Origin of the sequence: Rhodohalobacter sp. 614A (assembly GCF_021462415.1) — a bacterium.
Classification (GTDB): domain Bacteria; phylum Bacteroidota; class Rhodothermia; order Balneolales; family Balneolaceae; genus Rhodohalobacter.
In genome coordinates this window covers 948,387-967,355 of the sequence record NZ_JAKEDS010000001.1, presented here as the reverse complement: position 1 = coordinate 967,355, position 18,969 = coordinate 948,387, and the positions used below count along the sequence as shown (strand labels likewise).

Sequence of the window (18,969 nt, the reverse complement as noted above, 5' to 3'; positions counted from 1 at the left end):
AGGTGAAAAGTTCCCTTTTGTCTCATTTATTTGCGATACAAACTTCAATACTCACTACTCAAGACTAACATCTACTATATATGGCAAGTGAAAAGATTATACCTATAACTATTGAAGACGAAATGCAATCGTCCTACATCGATTATTCGATGTCGGTGATTGTATCCAGGGCACTTCCGGATGTGCGGGACGGTTTGAAACCCGTTCACCGGCGCGTTCTTTACGGAATGAGTGATCTTGGAATGCTTCATAATAGAAATTACAAGAAGAGTGCCCGTATTGTAGGTGAGGTTTTGGGGAAATATCACCCGCATGGGGATTCTGCTGTCTATGATTCGATTGTTCGGATGGTACAGGATTTTTCGTTGAGGTATCCGCTTGTTGACGGCCAGGGTAACTTCGGCTCGATTGATGGTGACTCAGCTGCGGCTATGCGTTACACTGAGGTGAGAATGCAGCGTATTGCGGAGGAGCTTCTGACCGATATCAACAAAGATACGGTCGATTTCCAAGAAAACTTTGATGATACTCTCACTGAGCCGACTGTTCTTCCGGCCATGCTTCCACAGCTTCTATTGAATGGAGCATCAGGTATTGCCGTGGGAATGGCTACAAACATGGCTCCACATAATTTTAATGAGGTGATTGACGGAACAGTTGCCGTTCTTGAAAATCCGGATATTGAAATTAAGCAGTTGATGGAACACATCACTGCTCCTGATTTTCCAACGGGTGGTATTATTTATGGATATGAAGGCGTTAAGGAAGCCTATCATACCGGGCGTGGAAAAATTACAATGCGGGCCCGTGCCAATGTAGAAGAATTACGCGGAAACAGAGAACAGATTGTTGTTACTGAGATTCCGTACCAGGTAAATAAATCGACCCTGATTGAAAAAATTGCGGACCTCGTTCACTCTGAAAAAATCACTGAAATTGGTGAGATCCGAGACGAATCGGATAGAGAAGGAATGCGGATTGTTATCGTCCTGAAGAGAAATGCCAATGCTGGCATCGTCCTGAATCAGCTTTTCAAGTACACTCAAATGCAGCAAACATTTGGCGTGATCAATCTTGCCTTGGTTAAAGGACGCCCTAAAGTCATGTCTGTCAAAGAGTTAATAGAACACTTTATTGAGCACAGGATTGAAGTTATTATTCGCCGTACCATTTATGATCTCGATCAGGCCGAGGCAAGAGCTCATATTTTAGAAGGACTCAAGATTGCTCTCGATAATCTTGATGAAGTGATCAAAACGATTCGGGCTTCTAATAATCCTCAGGAAGCGAATAAAGAACTTCGGGTTAAGTTTGCGCTTACGGACATCCAGGCTAAAGCTATTCTGGATATGCGGCTCCAAAAACTTACAGGCCTGGAACGTGAAAAAGTTGACCAGGAATACCGTGATATCGTTGATAAAATTGCTGATTTCAGAGAAACACTCTCCAGTCGTGAGAAACAAAACGGAATCATTAAAGAGGAACTTCTGCAATTGAAAGACCGATACGGTGATGAACGACGAACCCAGGTTGTATACTCTGCTGAAGATTTCAGTGTCGAGGATATGATCGCCGATGAGGATGTTGTAGTAACGATCTCAAACAAAGGGTTCATCAAACGAATGCCTGTAAGTGGTTACCGACGACAACGCCGAGGCGGAAAAGGAATGAAAGGTACGACTACCAAAGATGACGAATATGTAGAGCATCTTTTTGTAGCGACCAACCATAATTACATCCTCTTCTTCACCGAAAAAGGAAATTGTTATTGGTTGAAAGTCTACGAAATTCCGGAAGGCTCACGTTTAGCGAGAGGCCGTGCCATTGTCAATCTTATTGATATTGATAAAGATGACAGTATCAAAACATTTGTGCCTGTTAAAACTCTGGAGGATGAAGATTACATCAACAGCCACTCCATAATCATGGCCACCAAGGAAGGTCAGGTTAAGAAAACTTCGCTTGAAGCGTATAGTCGACCACGTAGAGATGGTATAATTGCCATCAACATTCGTGAAGGTGATAGTCTTTTAGAAGCTGCGCTTACAGATGGTGAAAGCAACATCATTCTTGCCAATAAAAAAGGCCGTGCCATCCGTTTCCATGAAGAGGAAGCACGTGAAATGGGCAGAAATACATCCGGCGTTCGCGGAATGACTTTAGGCAAGAATAATGAACTTGTTGATATGGTTGTCATTAAAAATACTCACGAAGCCACGGTGCTCGCCATTTCAGAAAATGGATATGGCAAACGATCGTTAGTCGATGATTATCGTGAGCAAAGCCGCGGCGGTAAAGGTGTAATTACATTGAAAGTGACTCCCAAAACCGGAAATCTGATTGCACTAAAAGAAGTTTCGGATAATGACGATTTAATGGTAATTACCGAACGAGGCAAAGTAATCCGAATGCAGTGTAAAGGAATTCGAACAATGGGCAGAAATACTCAGGGAGTTCGAATCATGCGGCTGGATGATGACGGTAAGATCGGCGCCGTCACAAGAGTAGTGAATGAAGACGATGACGAAGCTGACGCACCGGTTGTCAGTTGATCTTCATAAATAAATCTGATTTTGAAAGGCTCTCATTTCGAGAGCCTTTTTTATTTCAGAGAGATTTCATCATGGAAGCTAAAATTTTCTTCCTCTTCTGTTTCAACTCCTCTGGAGAAAGAATTTCAACCTTGTTACCAAATTGAAGAAGCCACTCGTTGATATAGTCTAAATTTTCAAAATGAAAGCCAACCTTATTTTTTTTATCCGAAACAGGGTTTTGCTTAAAAATTTTTGTTGGGAGATTGGCCCTAAACGCACGATCAGCCGATTCATTGACTAACACCTCCACTAATTGGCCGGACTCGTTAGATCCAAAAATTAAACCCTCTACGTCCATTTCGGTTTTTCGGGCGAATTTTTTGTCCAAAATTTTGACTGCATCCATCCGGTCGAGAACAAAATTTCGAATAGCCTCTCTTTTATGAGAAAACCCGATCACATTCCAATGGTCTCGATAAAAAACCAAAAGATATGGATCGATGGTGCGTTCCGTAATTTCATTTTCACTTTTGCTTAGGTACGAAAAACCCAGTGATTTTGATTGTGAGATAGCGCTGCTAACCAAATACCAGTTTCCACCCTCTTTTTTTTCGTGGCCAAAATGCAGAAACGGATCCACAACGGTTCGGTCATCCAGAGAACTCATAAATTCTTTCAACTCATCGGGAATTGTATTTTTGATCTTCAACTCCACTCCTTTCGCATCATCCACTAGCTGTTTATCCACTTGTGATTTAACAAAATTCAGACCAACCATAATTGTGGCAAGCTCCTGAGCTGTAAACATCAATGGCGGAACCTTGTACCCTTCCATTACTCCGTAACCGCTGTATTTATCCCAGGTGACTGGCACATTTATTTCCGATAAAACATTGAAATCTCTGAATATAGTGCGCCTGCTGACTCCAAATGTTTCCGCCAGTTCGTCTACAGTCAGTCTTTTTTTTGAATCCTGTAGAATGAGAATCAATTTCATGCGCCGTTCAGAGCTTTTAAGTCGGGACATTTTGATAGAGTTTGTTTTGTTATTGCACCATTTTTAAGGTAAGAAATGTCTCTCATTTTGAAAGAAATTCATCGACCTAATTTTAAAAATCAGACCACTATCTTATAAAAAAGACTGTCTTTCAGAATTGTTTCTTGTGAATTTCAGCGAATGAACAGATAGTGAAGTAAATGCACTTGTTACTTTTCAATTTTGACAATTCCTTTACCTTCATAGAATGGCTCGTCTTTTCCAAAATCAAAAGCATAGATAGTCACATGTAAGTTTTCTCGAGACCGCCGAACCTCTTCCTCTACATCCCCCACACCTTTCCACATCAGAATAGTTTCCCATGGCTGGGAGTCCAAATGTTTGAGTAAATCTTTAATTTTAAAAGCATGTTTCGTTACAATCCCGGTACCTTTCTCCAACTGAATGAGTGAAATACTTTTGGCGATGACCTCTACATTTTCAAGCCCCATTGACTGAGAAATATCTTCCACTGCCCGCATTTTTTTACGGACATTATCATTCAAATGCCACTCTTTTTCTTTCTCACAAATAGCCAATGGAATGCCGGGAAGTCCTCCACCCGTACCCGAATCGATCCATTTGTTGTTCCACTGAACCAATCCAAGCGGTATAGGCAGCAGGGAATGAACAACGTGCTCCCTCACTGTTTCACGTGAAACATTACGGCTTACTAAGTTGATTTTTTCATTCCACTCGAGAAGTAAATCAATATACTTTTCGAGCTGATCATTGTGGGCCGAATAGAGTTTTCTTGCTTTGAAAAGTACCTCTGAATCAACTTCAACCGTATTTATAGAATGTTTCACGTGAAACCTATCCTTTCAGATAAACCATTAAAACAGCAACGTCACTTGCAGAAACACCACTAATTCGTGATGCCTGACCAATGGTTTCCGGCTGAATTTTAGCAAGTTTATTCTTCCCTTCTGAGGAAAGGCTCTTAATTTTTTCGTAGTTAATCTTGTCCGGGATCTGAGTATTTTCCTGTTTGCTCATCTCCTCTACCATCTCAAACTCCCGTTTGATATAGCCATCATATTTGATCTGAATCTCAACCTGTTCGATCACATAATTATTGGTTGTAATTTCAGCTACTTTAGAATTAAGTTCCTCATCTGCATCTAAAATATCCCGAAGATGTAATTCAGGTCGGGGCACCAATGATTTTGCCTTCACAGGTTGGGAAAGAGTCGAGGTTTCGTTTGCCTCAAGCATCGGATCCATCTTCTCCGGATAAACTGTGTAATCACTGATCAGATCATATAATTGATCTATCTCCTCTTTCTTTTTGCTAAATCTTTCATATCGTGCATCCCCTACTAAACCAATTCTTCGGCCCAGCTCCGTCAGGCGAAGATCTGCATTATCCTGTCGAAGCAGAATTCGATGTTCAGCTCGTGAGGTAAACATTCGATAAGGTTCTTCCGTGCCTTTATTAATAAGGTCATCAATTAGAACACCAATGTATGCCTCTGATCTCTTCAGGACAAAAGGTTCTTTTTCCTGCACAAATAAAGCAGAGTTAATGCCGGCCATTAATCCTTGGCAAGCGGCTTCTTCATAACCTGTTGTTCCATTAATCTGGCCTGCAAAAAAGAGACCGTTAACGAGTTTGGTTTCAAGACTTCTCTTTACCTGGTATGGTTGAAAATAGTCGTATTCAATGGCATACCCGGGGCGTAACATCACTGCTTTTTCAAAACCCGGGATAGTTCGAAGTGCATGATATTGTACATCCTCGGGCAAAGATGTTGAAAACCCATTTAAATACATCTCATAAGTATCCCACCCTTCCGGTTCCAGGAATAGTTGGTGTCTGTCTTTATCAGCAAAACGATTAATCTTATCCTCGATACTTGGACAGTAACGCGGACCTACAGATTTAATCCGGCCATTAAACATGGGGCTGCGATCAAATCCGGTTTTTAACTTTTCGTGAACTTCCGTATTTGTATATCCGATCCAGCAAGTTAGCTGATCATTTACATCTGGCAATTCATCCGTCATAAAAGAAAACGGACTCGGATTTTCATCGCCGTATTGAATTTCCAGTTTAGACAGATCAATAGAACGGCCATCAAGCCGCGGAGGTGTTCCCGTTTTTAAACGACCAATTTCAAACCCGAGTTTTTCTAATGATGCAGAAATACCAACAGACGCTCTTTCTCCGGATCGTCCGCCGCCATATTGACTTTCGCCGATATGAATAATTCCATTCAAAAAAGTACCGCTAGTCAAAATAACGGACTTAGACTGGAAGCTCTGCCCCGTTTGGGTCACCACGCCTGTAATTACTTTTCCGGAATCATCAGTAAGAATTTCTACAACGTTGTCTTGACGAAAATAGAGATTCGGAATCCTCTCAAGCTCCTCTCTCATTGTTTTTGAATAAAGTGCACGATCACTTTGGCACCGCGGGCTCCACATTGCCGGCCCCTTGCTGCGATTCAACATTCGAAACTGAACACCGCTCTTGTCAGCAACCATTCCACTTAAACCACCAAGAGCATCAATCTCTCTCACCAATTGCCCCTTGGCTACCCCACCCATTGCGGGATTGCAAGACATTTTTGCAATTGCATCCAGGTTCATTGTAATGAGCAGCGTTTTTGCTCCCATATTTGCGGCCGCGGCTGCAGCTTCGCTTCCAGCATGGCCTGCGCCCACTACAATCACATCGTATGCGGGATACAAACTATCCATAAATATTTGTTTTTACTTTATTTATAACGAATTAATTTCGTATTGTCCTGTGATTTTAAAAATAACGTTTTCCAGCGAATTTATAAATGCTCACTGACAGTGGCTAAAACGATAAGTAATCACCAATCTTACGAAGCATAAATAGATACTGAAGAGAATTCACCATTTATTTCGTACAATTCTGTTATCATCCTTCTCAGAAATTGTAATTATACTTTGGAAGTTTCTTAACAATAACCCCGAGGTCAATCATTCAATTAAAAAAAAACAATATCACAACATTGGTTATTGTGTTGGCATTATTCCTGCCGGCCTCAATACACGCACAAAATGATTCCCCTCTTTTGTTTGAGAAGACTGGTCTTGAAACTACAAACTGGAATGCAAAACAACCGTCTGATTTAAACGCCTCGTCAATCCACCTCAATCAATCCGTTCTCTCAGCATTAAGAGAAAATGAAGTTCAAGAGATTTCCATTCCGGGACCAGACGATCAACTCTACAACGTTGCAATTCAAAAGATTATTCACTCACCAAACGGAGGATGGTCTGCTGTCGGCCACACAAACAATAACCAACTTAACTCATTCATCTTTTCTTACTCCCCCTCAACCGGCCAGGCTTTATCTACGGTTAATATTCTGAATGATCATACTTATTTAGAGATCAGGTACGACTCATTCCAAAGTCAACATATACTTGTTGAAAAAGATCCGCATCAATCTGATGAGCTTGCTTGCAATCATGATGATCAACTCGTTGTAACAAATGAAAATCCCCACTCAAACAAAAACAACTCTCAGCCACAGGTTTCTCATGATCATGAAACATCAATTATTGACGTCATGATTGTTTACACTCCAAACGCAGAAAATTGGGCGGCAACAAATTCAAGTGGCATTCAAAACATTATCAATCAGGCTATGGCTGTCGCGCAGGTTTCTGCTGATAATTCAAACCTGGATCTCGAATTTCGCCTGGTCCATACTCATCGCACACAATACACCGAGACAGGAGATTCTGAATTGGATTTGCGGCGATTAACCGCCTCCGCTTTATTTAATCCCTGGGGAGAAGAAACCGCAGGTCATATGGATGAGATTCATCAGCTAAGAGATCAGTATGGAGCCGATCTTGTTGCTCTATTCTCTGAAACGGAAGATACAGGCGGCATTGCATGGGTGATTACCGCCCAGAGTGGCTTACCACAATATGCATTTTCAATTACACGCGTACAACAGGCGAACGGAAGAACACACGGCCATGAAATGGGGCATAACTTCGGCAATGCTCATAGTCGAAACCAAAATCAAAATGCCGCTAACAATACGAACCGGCGGGGAATCTTTCCCTACTCAACAGGCTGGAGATGGACGGGAAATGATGGAATTTCATACGCATCTGTTATGACATATCTCGATGGATCCAGCCAAGTTCTTGTATTTTCAAATCCGGACATCAATTACGAAGGCGTTCCTACTGGTTCATACTCGGGGGAATTTTCTCCTGCCGACAATGCCCGAAGCATGAGAGAAATACAGCACGTGGTTGAACAGTACAGAACAACCGCAACGGAATTTGATCTGCCCTCCGTTACAACAAATCCGGTTACCAATATCTCTTATTCCCTTGCACAACTGAATGGTCATTCAACGGATGATGGCGGCAGCTCAATCTTCGAAAATGGATTCTGCTGGGATACGGAACCAAATCCCTCATTCGCTGACGAATGCGCAGTTGCCGGAGATGGCCTTGGCCCGTTTCAAATCCAAATAACAAATCTTGAACAAAACAGAGACTATTATGTCAGGGCCTATGCTACAAACTCAGTTGGAACTTCGTTTGGAAATCAGCGATCATTCAGCACTCCCGCTCTCACAAGCCCAAGTGCCTTGGAGCCGATACAAGTAGATGCCGTGTCATTCACTGCCCGTTGGACAAATGTTTCAGCTGCCGAGCGTTATTTTTTGGATGTTTCACTCAACCCGGATTTCACATCCATTCTCTCCGGATTTGAAAACAAAGATGTTGGCGATGTAACATCTTTTACAATAACCAATCTTACACCCGGTACGGACTACTACTATCGTGTTCGGTCCGGCGTGGAAACCACTCAGAGCAATCATTCAAATATTGAAACAGCATCCACAATTGATATTAGCTTACAAAATTCTGGCGTAGAGGTTTCCAGAGACAGAGTTTTAGCCACGGGCATCCAGGAAAGTTTAATAATCGTACGGGTTGAAAACAGCAATGGAGAACCCTTTGAAGGAATTGAGGTTCAAATTGAACAGGATAATGGTTCATCCCAAATTTCACCCGATGAAGCAACAACCGACAGCGAAGGCCAGGCAACGTTTTCAATTACCGGCAACACAGAAGAAGTTGTTCAGTACAACGTTTTTGCCGCTGGCCTGAACCTCTCAGAAGACATCGAAATTGAGTTTCTCTTTTCTGATGGCGAGTTAACGCTCGGCAATAATTATCCGAATCCGTACAACCATCAAACCACAATCCCTATTGTAATTCCACAACGATCCCGTGTGAGGCTGGATATCTATAATTCGATGGGCTCACTTGTTCAAACGATTCTCGATGAAGAGTTCAATATCGGATACTACGAAATTCCTTTTAATGCATCCGGTTTAGCTTCAGGCGTGTATTTTTACAGGATGGTCACAAACCAGGGGGTTCGGGTTGAAAAGATGCTGCTGGCCAAGTAAATATTTTAAAAAGTAGTTGTAGATCATCCTGATTTCTAAGTTATTATCAACAGGAGAGAAGTATTAAAATCCTTTAACACCAAAAAGCCCCGAGAGAAATGGATAAAATCATACAAGTAGCCACCAAAGAGTTAGGTATATCTGAAATAAGCGGAAGCCAGCATAATAAAAGAATACTTCAGTATTCAAATGAAATCGGAATTTCATGGATTGACGATGACGAAACCCCTTGGTGTAGCGTATTCATGAATTGGGTAGCGATGAAATGCGGCGTTAAACGGTCAGGCTCAGCAGCTGCGCGTTCGTGGCTGACGGTAGGTTTACCGGTAGAAAATCCCGAGCCGGGTGATATCGTTGTATACTGGCGCGGCGATCCGAACTCTCATCAAGGCCATGTTGGTATTTTCTTTGGATATTCCAGCGATAAATCGAGAGTCTATACCTTAGGCGGAAATCAAAATAATTCAGTCTCCATCTCTGCCTACCCTGCTGAAAGAGTCCTCTCCTTTAGGCGGCTCCAGCCAGATAATAAGTTTGAGTTAAAAGATAAGGATTTAAAGAAAGGCGATACCGGAACGGATGTCGTAAATCTTCAAAACGCACTTAAATTGCTTCAATTTAACGCAGGAACATCCGATGGTATTTTTGGCCCCAAAACCGAAGGAGCCCTCAAACAATTCCAGGCAACCAACTTTGAACTGGAAATTTCAGGAATCTTTGATGCGCCAACCCGAGAGCATATGCTTGAATTGCTGAATGCATAGAACTCAAAACAAAAAAAGCTGCCCATTTTTATATGAGCAGCTTTGCCTTTTTTTTTGAGCGATCCGGAAGGGACTCGACCCCTCGACCTTCCCGAGGGGTCGGGACAGGCTTTCTAATCGGCAATGACCTCTCGCATATCAATTTTACCTCGAATAACTCGTTCAATAACTTTTTTACTTTTCATTCTTTTAAGCCAATTTTCAGCTTTAATTGCTTCAGATTTGGTTTCAAATTCTACAACTTTTCTAAGAACCCAAGGTATGCCATTTTTTGTAGCGAGGGAGTGACCTCTGTTATGTTTGGATAATCTATTTTTAACATCCTTTGTCTGACCTGAATAGTAGCTACCCCTTTTCTCACTATATATAATGTATAAATAGTGCATCCTTTTAATCTTGATATACCTTTCAAACAAAAAAAGCTGCCCATTTTTATATGAGCAGCTTTGCTTTTTTTTGAGCGATCCGGAAGGGACTCGAACCCTCGACCTCCTGCGTGACAGTCAGTTTTTATAAAAATAGCTAAAGGTTTCAGCACCCCCGAAAAAGTTCCGTAAAGTGTTGTATATCATAGGGTTTTGAAGTAACTTGAGGTAACGCAAACGACAGAGGCATTCCAATTTTTGTTGTCCCCCTGTTGTCCCCGAGATCAAAAGTTTAACCCAACAACCCAGCCATGTCTAATAGCAAACTTTCGCTAACAGACTCCTTTGTCCGTCACCATCCGGCGCCGGAAAAAAAGAGAATTGAAGTTTACGACACTGTTGTTAACGGCCTTGCCCTTCGAGTTACTCCCACCGGTCATAAATCCTTTGTGTACCGATACCGGTATAACGATAAGGTGAAACGCTTCACCATTGGCACCTATCCGAATATGAGCCTCTCTATTGCCAGAGATGAAGCCAGAGGCATATCAAACCAACTCCATAAAGGGATTGACCCCCTCCAGGAGAAAAAAGAGCGTATGAAGCCAGGCAAAATGTTTTCCGAACTACTGGAGGCATTCAAACAGTACCATTTACCAACCCTTCGAGAGAAAACAGCCGATGAGTATGAACGCATCATAGACAATGAGATTAAACCGGTCTTTGGTAATAAGGAAATCAAAGAGATTGATCGACACCTTATCATAAAATTTCTGGATAACATTGCATATAAAAGAGGGAGTAAGACGATGGCAAACCGCGTTCGCTCTTTGCTGTCTCGAATCTACACCATTGGAATGGAGAAAGCAGTTACAGAGAGCAATCCTGTAAGCCATACAACAAAATACGAAGGGGGAGAAAACAAAAGGGAGAGGTACTATGAAGAGGAAGAGATCCGGCGCCTTTGGGGAGCTTTTGAAGAGGTACAAGAGCCAGCTAAATCGGTTTTAAAGCTGCTTCTGTTAACCGGTCAACGATCTAAGGAAACGCGCCACATGAAATGGGAGAACATTAAAAATGGAGTCTGGACTATTCCCAAAGAGTTGGCAAAGGGAAAGCGTGAACATCAAGTACCGTTATCAAATTTAGCCGTTGACGTGCTTAAAAATCTGAAGCCTATAACCGGCGCCAAAGAGTATGTTTTTGCCTCTCCTGTTAATGACAACGCACCACTGGAAGGAATAAAACGACCCGTTGACGATGTCCGGGAAATTGCAGAAGTGAAGGACTTCCGGCCTCACGACTTACGCCGGACTGTTGCCACCTACCTTGCCGGATTGAAGGTAGATCGTACCACATTAGGGAAACTCCTCAATCATAAAGGCATTGCTGGAGACAACCAGGTAACGGCTATCTATGATCGGTACGACTATCTGGAAGAGAAGCGAACCGCGTTAAACCGTTGGGCTTCTAAGTTGCAGATGATATTGGATGAAGAGGAAGAGGAACAGGGTAAGATCATTCAGATTGGGGCTTAAAATGGGAGAGGATACATATACCTTTCAGGATTGGTTAGATGGCAAGCTGGATGGATTAGACCACTGGACAACTCCAGCAACAGGCCAGGAACCTTTCGTGTTGAATATGGAGGGACAATTGCCGGATGAAGAGTATCAAAAAATAGTAGATGCTCAATACGATATTTTAGATAAAGCTATAGAGGTAGCTGTTCACGGTCATATAAGATTCTTTTTTGAGAAAATAGGGAAAGTGAAAGAGGACAAGAAAAATGTCTTTTATCAAAGAGAGTTTTCAGATATTCAAAACCGAATCAATGAAATTGATAAGGTAACTAAAGACCGTTTTGATATGGAGAAAATGTCGGTTTTAGGAATCGACTCAAAAAAATATTACAAGTTTCAAGAGTACTATCAAAACTATAAAAAGGGAGGGTACACGGTTATCAATCTTACTTACTATGTTTATGACAAATCTAAGAATAAATCAAAGATTCAAACGAATGTAGATTTTACTTATCGCAAATTAGTTGGCTATTTAAGTGAATTAGAAAAGCTAAAAGAGGAGTACGCACCGGCGCCGGATACTGAAAAGAGAAAGCCAATATACAGGGAGCTGTTCTATGAAAAATTTTGGGAATATAGAAATGCAGGACTTGGAAGGCCTGAATCTTATAGTAAGCTAAGAGGCTGGATAAAGGAAATGCGTTACTCTGTTCAGGAGATCATTGACAAGGGAGTACCAATCAATGATGAAGAAAAATTTTATAGAAATGCATACAACAATAGACCAGATTAATAGGTAAGTAATTACCTATAAAACGAAATTGCTTACCTGTTCTTAGTTCTCCCTCCTCTTTAGGTTTCTACTGTATTCAATGTGAACCGCAAACAAACAGTAGAAACCATGAGTAATTCAACAGACAGTATCGAAATCATCCGGCCGTTAGATTTGGCCAAGAAACTCTCCGTATCTAAACAGACCCTTTGGAGAATGGAGAAGAGAGGCGACCTCCCTCCTAAAATTCGACTCTCTTCCAGGACTGTCGGCTATCGTTTGAAAGACGTAGAAAAGATGCTGGATGAACGCGCCGGAACTTCTGAAAGCCAGTAAGGGAGAGTACCGATGCAACAGTCACATAAACGGTTTCATAATGCCAACCGATGGCAGGAGCGTTGGTATAGGATTCTTCATCCGAGCCATAAACTCTTTTGGGAGTATATCAATGATAACTGTGATAATATTGGAGTCTGGATCATTGATCTTGACTTTGCATGTTATCAGATCGGTATTGATTCGATTGATCTTAAGAGCTTCCTGCAGAACATAAATGAAGATGAAAAAAGGGTACTCCAGAAGGTAGATCGAATACTCCTTTACAGCTTCGTACCGGATCAATATTGCCCCCGAAAGCCTCTTGACCCATTCAATAACAATGCTCACAGATCATACACTCAATTGATGATTGAACATGACCTATTCGATTGGTTCTGTCAGAATCATTCACGTGTAATGACAAAGGCTGTTGAATGGAAGGAATCAGAACAGACCCCTAAGAGACCTCTAAAAGGGGACTCCCAAAGGCATAAGGAAAAAGAGCAGGAAGAGGAAGAAGAACAGGAGACAGAGCAGGAGAAGCCTCCCTCTTCCAACTTCGATAAAGCTGAAAAACTCTTTAATGATTACCGGCGCTTAATCCGGTATGAGCACGAGTACCCCGATCATATAGAGGAGGGAATATTTCAAAAGATATTGGAGAAAGGTATTAGCTACGATACCCTTGTATCTGATATTGAAGAGTACGCAAGTGAGCTGGATGGAAAGCATGGAGAACCGCCTGAAATCTTTTATGAGAATTATGTGGAGGTGAACCATGAGTAACCAGGGCAAACGCTTTAAAGTTATCCACACCATGACCGGCCGGACTCTCTTCTATGCTTCGAGCCAGCAAGCTATTAGACAGGAGCTATCAGATGGAGAGGCAGACCAGGTAACGATACATGACACCGTGAAGGGAACCTTTGCTACCGGCGCCACCGTCTTTGCAGTAGCACTAAAGGGGGGCGGTCAAAATCTCTAAGAAGTTACACCCGTGAAACCGATGCCTTAAGAGTCTTTTTCTCTCTGAAAGGAATATACCCCCAAGGGGGGAGGGGGTATCCCGAGATCAATCAGTAACCCCCTCAAAGTTTAACCCAAACACAAAATAACAATAAACCATGAGTAATGAGAACAGAACAACCATTGGTGAATATTCGCATGTCAGCAACATTGATCTAAGAGACAGTATCGACAGCCAGATCATTGTACTTGATGACTTGATACATGGCCTCGATATAGCAAATCAACAGAACGAAGCCAACTATTCCGGCGCCGGTATCTACCATGCCTTTCGCAATTTAAAAGCCATGCTGGAAGAGCTGGACAACCGCTTTGAAGAAATGCAGAGGAAGTGTCACAGTTCCGATTATCAACAGGCAAAGAATTTAGTCGATCAAGTCCACCGGCTATTTTTTACTAATACAGATAAACCTTAAATCCATCTACCATGCCAGAAACAAAAACAGTACCTATGAAGAGCAAAAAGTCTCAATTCAATACGGATCTGGAATTAATCGAATACCTCCAGCGTACATTGAAAAATATACATTCAGTATTAGAAGAGCATCCCGAAAAGGATGAGGTCTATCTGGATAGACTATCCACCGTTCATAAAAAACTTGTATCCAGTGACCGATTCCAGACAGCCTTATTTCTTGGAGTTATGGATTTTCTGGAGCGTGCAAAGAGAAGAGCTACCAGGAAGCCTATAACCTTGCAGAAACAACAGAACCTACTTGATGACCTTCACAGCTTAGTTGAGGTTCTTAAGATTTGATGGAGGTAACGCGCCGGTAAAACCGGCGCTTTCCATTGTCTATAATCGACAGTCAGAGGCCTTCCAGCCCCCTTTCATTCACTCACTTTTACATAATTGATGTTATACAACAGCTCTCCTCACTTAACTGTTTCCCCTTGTCCGGCTGTCGTATATACAGAAATTATGTAAAGTTCGCCTTCGCAATGCCAGAGGGGGAGCGTTGACCTGTTGGCCTTGCTTACGGCGTACACGTTCACTCATTCCAGGGGGCAAGGCCGCAACCGCACCGGCCTCTAAATACCAGCACCAAGAGGAAGCCCCTCCTTTGTGTATAGCTCCCCCCCTACTTCGACACCTTTTATACACCTATACTGGAAACCGTTCGCTTAAGTAATGTTTTTATCTGTCAACCTGTAGTAAGGGGGGAGTTTGCTCTCAAAATGTGAGTGTGAATATCTTCAAAAATAAGGGAGGCAGATCATTTTTTGTTGTCCCTATGTTGTCCCCGAAAAAATGAAGGTTACACAAAAGAAGGTTTTTAAGGAAACAAAAAAGCCCCTAACTCGATGGGAGTTAAGGGCTTATAGGAAAGCGATCCGGAAGGGACTCGAACCCTCGACCTCCTGCGTGACAGGCAGGCGTTCTAACCAACTGAACTACCGGACCAATATGTCAATTTCTCAATTTTTTGAGAGACTTAAATATAAAGACGTTCTGTGCATGAAGTCAATAGAATTTCCTTTCTAATTATTTCAATAAATAAGGGCTCCAGGATCAGCCGGAGCCCTTTATCGGGATGGGATGTATGTAAGGAAAAACGATCTATAAATTCCCTTCTACGGCAGCAATCAGTTCTTCGCTCATGGGTTCAACATTACTTTTAAATCTTCTCACGACATTTCCGTTCCGATCAATGAGAAATTTTTCAAAATTCCATGAGATATCTCCTGTAAAATCCGGGTTTTCTGCGTCTGTCAGATAGCTAAAAAGCGGATGTTGATCATCACCTTTTACAGAAACCTTTGAAAACATCGGGAATGAAACTCCATAATTCGCCTGACAAAACTGAGCGATTTCCTTATCCGTTCCCGGTTCTTGTCCGCCAAAATTATTTGCAGGAAATCCAAGAACCTTGAACCCCTGGCCGGAATATGTTTGATAAAGCTCTTGCAACCCTTCGTATTGCGGTGTAAACCCACACTCGGATGCTGTGTTTACAATCAAAAGTAAATCGCCTTCAAAATCAGACAATGAAATGTTTTCACCGTCTAATGAATTAAGTTCATATTGATAGACACTATCTGCGCGTTCGTTCGTTATCATCAGGAAAGAAATTGAAGTAAGTAACAGTATTATTGTTTTCATAAGGTGATCCAACTATTTTTAGGGTTAACTGATTTTCTGCACCATATCATTCCGAAGATGAAATATTATTTAAAATTTTTATTTACAGCTATTCTCACCGGCACAATTTTCATTCTTTTACCGATTTCATCTCAAGCCCAAATGTTTTCCATTAGTGATGACGAACCCGGGCGCCGGGAAGGGATCTACTTTTACACGATGATAGGCGCAAGCTGGGAACTTGCCGATTTTTCTTATCAGGGTGAAGGGATATCAGATCGGGAGCGCGTCGATTTCAACGACAGTATCATCCGCCTTCGGCTCGACAGCCCGGGCCTCGATTTGAGTTTTGCCATTGGGGGAACGCTCACAGGCATGGACGATGCATCGTTTTTAAATCTTAACGGACGTTTATATAATGGTTTCCCGATTGCACGGGCTCAAAATTTTTTACTGATGCTTCCACTTCAAATAACATCTGATTTGAAGCAGATTCGCAAAAATCAATCGAATGCCGAGTTTTTGCAAAGCTCGCTGTCTATTGGTACAGGCCTTTCAACCATATTTAATCTTGGAGATGCTGTGACTTTAGATATAAGATCAACTCCGAATTATGGATTCAGCTTCTCGCAAGGGTCACTTTTTGGTGGAAATCTTTTTAAATTTGATGGAAAGGCATTACTCCATATCAACAATTTATTTGGGTCAAATGCTCTAACACTCGGTTACTATTTTGATTATAACCGCTATCGAATTGAGGGAGATTTGAATGATTATGATTATACTTCGCACTCCATTACAATCGGATACGCATTTTAGTTAGGAATGAAGATTGAGAAGTTATTACTGGAACTTGAAAGTTTATGCGAGCGGGGTGGTTTCACCATCAGAAAAGAACGCGGAACATTCAGGGGAGACCAATGCATCATAGAGGGCGAAAAACTCGTGGTGATCAACAAAAACCGTCCTGCCGAATCTCAAGCTGTAATTTTAGCACGGGTGATTGACCACATTGGCCCCGATACACTCTTCATAAAACCAGCCGTCCGAAAAGAGCTCGAAATAATTTGGGAACGGTTAGAGCGGTTTGACCAGGCAGAAGATGAATCTTAAAAAAATGAAATGCACCTTTCTTGGAACCGGCACTTCCATGGGCGTACCTGTTGCCGGTGGTTTTGGCCGCGAGATGATTGGCAACGACCCGAGGAATCAACGTACCCGCTGTTCGGCCTGGCTTCAAACAGATCAAACCTCTGTTGTGATTGATATAGGGCCTGAATTTCGTATTCAAAGCATTCGGTCAAACATTCGGCATATTGACCTGGTCTTAATTACCCACGAACATATGGACCATATTGCCGGTCTGGATGATCTTCGGTCTTATAATTATGCCCAGAAGACTTCCATCCCTCTCCTGAGTTCTGAACGGGCCATCCAATCTATCAAAACCCGTTTCGATTATATGTTCGGAGATGGAAAGTACCCCGGATCCACCTCGCTCGATATGGAAGTGATTGAATCAAATCAAACATTCCGGGATCTCGAAATCACTCCCCTTCCATACCAACACGGCAGTATTGAAATTCTGGGATTTCGGGTGAATGACTTTTCGTACATGACGGACGTAAAGGAAATTCCCGACTCCACAATGGAAAAAGTGAAGGGCAGCAAAGTTCTTGTACTTAGCGGACTACGATGGGAACCGAAGCATCCAACTCATCTTACCATCCCCGAAGCTGTGGACATAGCGAACGAAATCGGCGCGCAAAGAACATATCTCATTCACATGAATTCTTATGTTGATCATGAGAAGACAAATCAGAAATTGCCAAAACACATCCGTTTGGCATACGATCAGCTTGAGATTGAAATCTGAACCGGGAAATGGAGATGGCTTTACTTCTGCCCGAAAATACGTTCAGCTTAAAGGTATTTATTCGTCTCTTCGTTTTCCTTTAGTTCTTCAACAACCTCTTTTACATCCTGCGCTTCATCCAGGTTTACAACTAAAATGGCGTCATCCGTTTCAACAAGGGCGATGTTTTTTACCCCAGCAAAAGCTACCAGTTTTTTTCCCTTGGTGGATGCATAGTTTCCGTCGGAATTCACAAACAGAGCGTCTGTGTTAACCGAGGCATTTCCGTTATCGTCTTTATCAGAGAGCTCGTGAACGGCCTTCCAGCTTCCCACATCATTCCAATCAAAATCACCCGGCACTACATTAACTTTATCCGCATTCTCCATAATTCCGTAATCAATGGAAATAGACGGACAGGCTTGATAAAATTCATGAACATCTTCATCAGAAAATTCAGAAGATTCAAGAGCTTTGGCTTCTTTATAAATTGCTGGAATTTGCTGCTTAAAAGCTTCAAGAATTACACTCGTCTTCCAGATAAAAATACCGCTGTTCCACAGGTAATCACCCGATTCCAAAAACCGTTCTGCCGTTTCTGCATCTGGTTTCTCGGTGAATTTCTGAACTTTAAAAACCGGAAGTTCAGAATCGTCAATCACCGGCTCCAAAGATCTCTGAATGTATCCATAACCGGTTTCCGGCCGGTGTGGTTTGATACCCAGCGTTACCAGGCTCTGCTCATTCCTTGCGGTTTTAACTGCCGTTTTTAGTACCTGCTTGAATGCTTTGGGATTTCCAATCCTGTGATCGGCCGGCAGGACAATCATCACAGAATCAGGATCTTGTTTGTGTAAAAGTGCTGCCGCCGAGGCAATACATGGCGCCGTATTTCGCGCAATCGGTTCACCAATAATGAAAGAAGGATCAACAGCAGGCAACTGTTCTTTCACAAGCGAAACATAATCCCGGTTGGTAACCACCACCACATTTTCCGGCTCGATGAATCCATTCAATCTTTCTACCGTTTGCTGAATCATGGTAGTTTCGCCAAACAGGTTTAAAAATTGTTTGGGATTAGATTTACGGCTCTTCGGCCAAAAGCGCGTCCCCACTCCGCCAGCCATAATCACTGCATAGACCATTCTATAATTTTTTTGAATTAACCTTTATTATGGTGAGCCACAAAATCATAAAACTCTCGACGTTTTGTGGCTATGTTAAAACTCGTCCCAAATGATTTTGGATGCAGGGAAAGGTAGGC

General features: G+C 42.2%; 19 protein-coding genes and 1 tRNA gene. 13 read left to right on the top strand and 7 right to left on the bottom strand.

The annotated features are described in order from the left end of the window. Positions 1-80 precede the first annotated feature (80 nt). Positions 81-2,552 carry a DNA gyrase subunit A gene (gene gyrA, locus L0B18_RS03770; protein WP_234567995.1) on the top strand — a complete coding sequence of 824 codons (2,472 nt, stop codon included), beginning with the start codon at positions 81-83 and terminating at the stop codon, positions 2,550-2,552. 55 nt (positions 2,553-2,607) lie between these two features. Here the strand turns inward: gyrA and L0B18_RS03765 are convergent, their stop codons facing one another. From L0B18_RS03765 to mnmG, 3 genes are all read right to left on the bottom strand, one after another. Beyond that, complete coding sequence (locus L0B18_RS03765) at positions 2,608-3,561, bottom strand: helix-turn-helix transcriptional regulator (protein ID WP_234567992.1); 954 nt, start codon at positions 3,559-3,561, stop codon at positions 2,608-2,610. Positions 3,562-3,740: 179 nt separating this feature from the next. Further along, on the bottom strand, positions 3,741-4,379 hold the full coding sequence (locus tag L0B18_RS03760) for a 16S rRNA (guanine(527)-N(7))-methyltransferase RsmG (protein ID WP_234567990.1): 639 nt from the start codon (positions 4,377-4,379) through the stop codon (positions 3,741-3,743). A gap of 7 nt (positions 4,380-4,386) precedes the next feature. Then, positions 4,387-6,276, bottom strand: coding sequence for a tRNA uridine-5-carboxymethylaminomethyl(34) synthesis enzyme MnmG (gene mnmG / locus L0B18_RS03755; RefSeq protein ID WP_234567989.1), 1,890 nt, complete (start codon positions 6,274-6,276; stop codon positions 4,387-4,389). Between the two features lie 293 nt (positions 6,277-6,569). On the opposite strand from mnmG, the gene L0B18_RS03750 reads away from it, so the two are divergent. Next, positions 6,570-8,999 (top strand): Ig-like domain-containing protein, encoded by a 2,430-nt coding sequence (locus L0B18_RS03750; protein WP_234567987.1) that lies wholly within the window; start codon positions 6,570-6,572, stop codon positions 8,997-8,999. Positions 9,000-9,097: 98 nt separating this feature from the next. Then, positions 9,098-9,763 (top strand): C40 family peptidase, encoded by a 666-nt coding sequence (locus L0B18_RS03745; RefSeq protein WP_234567985.1) that lies wholly within the window; start codon positions 9,098-9,100, stop codon positions 9,761-9,763. A gap of 113 nt (positions 9,764-9,876) precedes the next feature. Here the strand turns inward: L0B18_RS03745 and L0B18_RS03740 are convergent, their stop codons facing one another. Further along, the gene (locus L0B18_RS03740; protein ID WP_234567984.1) at positions 9,877-10,149 is read right to left on the bottom strand and encodes a GIY-YIG nuclease family protein; all 273 of its coding nucleotides are present in this window, start codon (positions 10,147-10,149) and stop codon (positions 9,877-9,879) included. 290 nt (positions 10,150-10,439) lie between these two features. Here L0B18_RS03740 and L0B18_RS03735 point away from each other — a divergent pair, with 290 nt between their 5' ends. The 7 genes from L0B18_RS03735 (at position 10,440) to L0B18_RS03705 (ending at position 14,524) form a co-directional block, all read left to right on the top strand. After that, positions 10,440-11,666: a tyrosine-type recombinase/integrase gene (locus L0B18_RS03735; protein ID WP_234567982.1), complete on the top strand. Its 1,227-nt coding sequence runs from the start codon at positions 10,440-10,442 to the stop codon at positions 11,664-11,666. Between the two features lies 1 nt (position 11,667). Further along, a complete protein-coding gene (locus tag L0B18_RS03730; protein WP_234567980.1) occupies positions 11,668-12,444 on the top strand; it encodes a hypothetical protein in 777 nt (258 codons plus the stop codon). A gap of 108 nt (positions 12,445-12,552) precedes the next feature. Beyond that, on the top strand, positions 12,553-12,759 hold the full coding sequence (locus tag L0B18_RS03725; protein ID WP_234567978.1) for a helix-turn-helix transcriptional regulator: 207 nt from the start codon (positions 12,553-12,555) through the stop codon (positions 12,757-12,759). Positions 12,760-12,771: 12 nt separating this feature from the next. Further along, positions 12,772-13,527, top strand: coding sequence for a hypothetical protein (locus tag L0B18_RS03720; protein ID WP_234567976.1), 756 nt, complete (start codon positions 12,772-12,774; stop codon positions 13,525-13,527). 31 nt (positions 13,528-13,558) lie between these two features. Next, positions 13,559-13,726 carry a hypothetical protein gene (locus L0B18_RS03715; protein WP_234567974.1) on the top strand — a complete coding sequence of 56 codons (168 nt, stop codon included), beginning with the start codon at positions 13,559-13,561 and terminating at the stop codon, positions 13,724-13,726. A gap of 139 nt (positions 13,727-13,865) precedes the next feature. Next, complete coding sequence (locus tag L0B18_RS03710) at positions 13,866-14,183, top strand: hypothetical protein (RefSeq protein WP_234567972.1); 318 nt, start codon at positions 13,866-13,868, stop codon at positions 14,181-14,183. An 11-nt stretch (positions 14,184-14,194) separates the two neighbouring features. After that, positions 14,195-14,524 (top strand): hypothetical protein, encoded by a 330-nt coding sequence (locus L0B18_RS03705; protein WP_234567970.1) that lies wholly within the window; start codon positions 14,195-14,197, stop codon positions 14,522-14,524. 574 nt (positions 14,525-15,098) lie between these two features. On the opposite strand, the gene L0B18_RS03700 is transcribed toward L0B18_RS03705, so the two are convergent. After that, a tRNA-Asp gene (locus L0B18_RS03700) sits at positions 15,099-15,172 on the bottom strand. A 156-nt stretch (positions 15,173-15,328) separates the two neighbouring features. After that, the gene (locus tag L0B18_RS03695) at positions 15,329-15,871 is read right to left on the bottom strand and encodes a glutathione peroxidase (RefSeq protein ID WP_255695549.1); all 543 of its coding nucleotides are present in this window, start codon (positions 15,869-15,871) and stop codon (positions 15,329-15,331) included. Positions 15,872-15,928: 57 nt separating this feature from the next. Here L0B18_RS03695 and L0B18_RS03690 point away from each other — a divergent pair, with 57 nt between their 5' ends. The 3 genes from L0B18_RS03690 to L0B18_RS03680 are packed head-to-tail and all read left to right on the top strand — an operon-like array spanning position 15,929 to position 17,726. Beyond that, a complete protein-coding gene (locus L0B18_RS03690; RefSeq protein WP_234567968.1) occupies positions 15,929-16,669 on the top strand; it encodes a hypothetical protein in 741 nt (246 codons plus the stop codon). A 6-nt stretch (positions 16,670-16,675) separates the two neighbouring features. Continuing rightward, the gene (locus tag L0B18_RS03685; RefSeq protein WP_234567967.1) at positions 16,676-16,963 is read left to right on the top strand and encodes a hypothetical protein; all 288 of its coding nucleotides are present in this window, start codon (positions 16,676-16,678) and stop codon (positions 16,961-16,963) included. A 4-nt stretch (positions 16,964-16,967) separates the two neighbouring features. Next, a complete protein-coding gene (locus tag L0B18_RS03680) occupies positions 16,968-17,726 on the top strand; it encodes an MBL fold metallo-hydrolase (protein ID WP_234567965.1) in 759 nt (252 codons plus the stop codon). Positions 17,727-17,773: 47 nt separating this feature from the next. Here L0B18_RS03680 and L0B18_RS03675 read toward each other — a convergent pair whose 3' ends face one another. Continuing rightward, positions 17,774-18,850, bottom strand: a complete 1,077-nt coding sequence (locus L0B18_RS03675) for a mannose-1-phosphate guanylyltransferase (RefSeq protein ID WP_234567963.1) — start codon at positions 18,848-18,850, stop codon at positions 17,774-17,776. Positions 18,851-18,969 lie beyond the last annotated feature (119 nt).

Coding starts and splice junctions, on each gene's coding strand:
- gyrA (WP_234567995.1), top strand. CDS start 81: ATGGCAAGTGAAAAGATTATACCTATAACTATTGAAGACGAAATGCAA.
- L0B18_RS03765 (WP_234567992.1), bottom strand. CDS start 3,561: ATGTCCCGACTTAAAAGCTCTGAACGGCGCATGAAATTGATTCTCATT.
- mnmG (WP_234567989.1), bottom strand. CDS start 6,276: ATGGATAGTTTGTATCCCGCATACGATGTGATTGTAGTGGGCGCAGGC.
- L0B18_RS03745 (WP_234567985.1), top strand. CDS start 9,098: ATGGATAAAATCATACAAGTAGCCACCAAAGAGTTAGGTATATCTGAA.
- L0B18_RS03740 (WP_234567984.1), bottom strand. CDS start 10,149: ATGCACTATTTATACATTATATATAGTGAGAAAAGGGGTAGCTACTAT.
- L0B18_RS03735 (WP_234567982.1), top strand. CDS start 10,440: ATGTCTAATAGCAAACTTTCGCTAACAGACTCCTTTGTCCGTCACCAT.
- L0B18_RS03730 (WP_234567980.1), top strand. CDS start 11,668: ATGGGAGAGGATACATATACCTTTCAGGATTGGTTAGATGGCAAGCTG.
- L0B18_RS03725 (WP_234567978.1), top strand. CDS start 12,553: ATGAGTAATTCAACAGACAGTATCGAAATCATCCGGCCGTTAGATTTG.
- L0B18_RS03720 (WP_234567976.1), top strand. CDS start 12,772: ATGCAACAGTCACATAAACGGTTTCATAATGCCAACCGATGGCAGGAG.
- L0B18_RS03715 (WP_234567974.1), top strand. CDS start 13,559: ATGACCGGCCGGACTCTCTTCTATGCTTCGAGCCAGCAAGCTATTAGA.
- L0B18_RS03710 (WP_234567972.1), top strand. CDS start 13,866: ATGAGTAATGAGAACAGAACAACCATTGGTGAATATTCGCATGTCAGC.
- L0B18_RS03705 (WP_234567970.1), top strand. CDS start 14,195: ATGCCAGAAACAAAAACAGTACCTATGAAGAGCAAAAAGTCTCAATTC.
- L0B18_RS03695 (WP_255695549.1), bottom strand. CDS start 15,871: ATGAAAACAATAATACTGTTACTTACTTCAATTTCTTTCCTGATGATA.
- L0B18_RS03690 (WP_234567968.1), top strand. CDS start 15,929: ATGAAATATTATTTAAAATTTTTATTTACAGCTATTCTCACCGGCACA.
- L0B18_RS03685 (WP_234567967.1), top strand. CDS start 16,676: ATGAAGATTGAGAAGTTATTACTGGAACTTGAAAGTTTATGCGAGCGG.
- L0B18_RS03680 (WP_234567965.1), top strand. CDS start 16,968: ATGAAATGCACCTTTCTTGGAACCGGCACTTCCATGGGCGTACCTGTT.
- L0B18_RS03675 (WP_234567963.1), bottom strand. CDS start 18,850: ATGGTCTATGCAGTGATTATGGCTGGCGGAGTGGGGACGCGCTTTTGG.